Source organism: Anaerosolibacter carboniphilus, from assembly GCF_014205875.1.
Taxonomy (GTDB): Bacteria; Bacillota; Clostridia; order Peptostreptococcales; family Thermotaleaceae; genus Anaerosolibacter; species Anaerosolibacter carboniphilus.
This window is the reverse complement of sequence record NZ_JACHEN010000077.1, coordinates 1-1,274: the sequence shown is the minus strand read 5'-3', so window position 1 is coordinate 1,274 and position 1,274 is coordinate 1. Positions and strand designations below refer to the sequence as shown.

Genomic DNA, 1,274 nt, shown 5'->3' with positions numbered 1-1,274 from the left:
ACCTCACTTTATATATTCTACATTAACTTCGTAATCCCTTTTTGACACATAAAAAATATCCACCCTTTCGGGTGGACTTTGTCAACAGTCTCAGGCACACGCAGTGTGCCTTTTATATTATTGTAATGTATTCTTTTATTTTCCTATATATTGTATTGAGGTGATCAATATGTTTAAACATTTAACACTATTTCTCTTCATACTCATCCTATTAACATTAACATTTCTACTTCAACAATTCTTTGACAATCAAGAAAATCTTATGACCTTCAAGTCCTACGTTTCTCCTGAGCAAAAATTATCGCAAAAATTGATTGACCATTACAATGGTACTGATGAAAAAATGAAAAAAGAAGCTAAAGACACCATCGTCGAAATCACATTGAAAAATCTAGATCAACAACAATGGCTAACTTATCTCGATTATATTGATCTAAAACTCTATACATCCAATGTACTTCCTGAAAGGGATTTAGAGCTTATTGTTTCATTAAACTTATCAAAAGATCAAGCTGCAATGGCTATTTATCGTCCTTTAGCTAATGAATATATCTATACATCAAAAATTGAAAACATTCTCCCCATAGAGAAAATTGATTTTATTCCCATTCCAGAGCTTGGCTATAATTTTATCGTCAGTCATCAACTTATCGACGAAAGATTAGGTGCCTTTTTTATCGAACGCTTCATCAAAGTTTATATGTATTCCGATCATGGCTTTAAGAATATTTGGCAGGGAACAAAATTTAGCGAAGAAATTTACCGTCTTCAACTCCAAGACCCATCCGCTCCGGAAGATCAATGGGCGAAGGTCACAGTCAACAATCTTATTCGATTCGAATCCAAGCCTACCCTCCATATTGTACTTGAAACCAATCAAAAAAAGTATTCTGCATTTCATGACTCATTACCATCGTCCAGTATGTTCAAATTACAAGATAGATTCCGCAGCATAGAGACTTTCTATTGGCACCCTGCCTATCAGCATTTTATTATTGGCGAAGGCTTGTTAAAAACGACAGGAAAACCTATAGCTATCCTCACCGATGCAGAGCATTCCAAAGAGAACTTTTCTGGTTACTCACTTAAAAATTATAGAATCCTTACACCAGATCGAAAAATTGAATATATATCGAAAGATAGTATTATCACTACGAAGCCCTAAAGATCCTCTAAGGATTCTAGTGTTGCATTAAGTAAAATATTTAATCTTGACCAATTTAAAACCCTCAGATTGCATGGATTATTCCATGTGATATGGGGGTTTTAGGCTT

The 1,274-nt window shown here is 34.2% G+C and carries 1 protein-coding gene; it reads left to right on the top strand.

The features are described from left to right. Positions 1–169 precede the first annotated feature (169 nt). The gene (locus tag HNQ80_RS25530; protein WP_184314089.1) at positions 170–1,165 is read left to right on the top strand and encodes a hypothetical protein; all 996 of its coding nucleotides are present in this window, start codon (positions 170–172) and stop codon (positions 1,163–1,165) included. Positions 1,166–1,274: the final 109 nt, after the last annotated feature.

Excerpts from the sequence above, each read along its gene's own strand:
- HNQ80_RS25530 (WP_184314089.1), top strand. The coding sequence starts at position 170 with ATGTTTAAACATTTAACACTATTTCTCTTCATACTCATCCTATTAACA.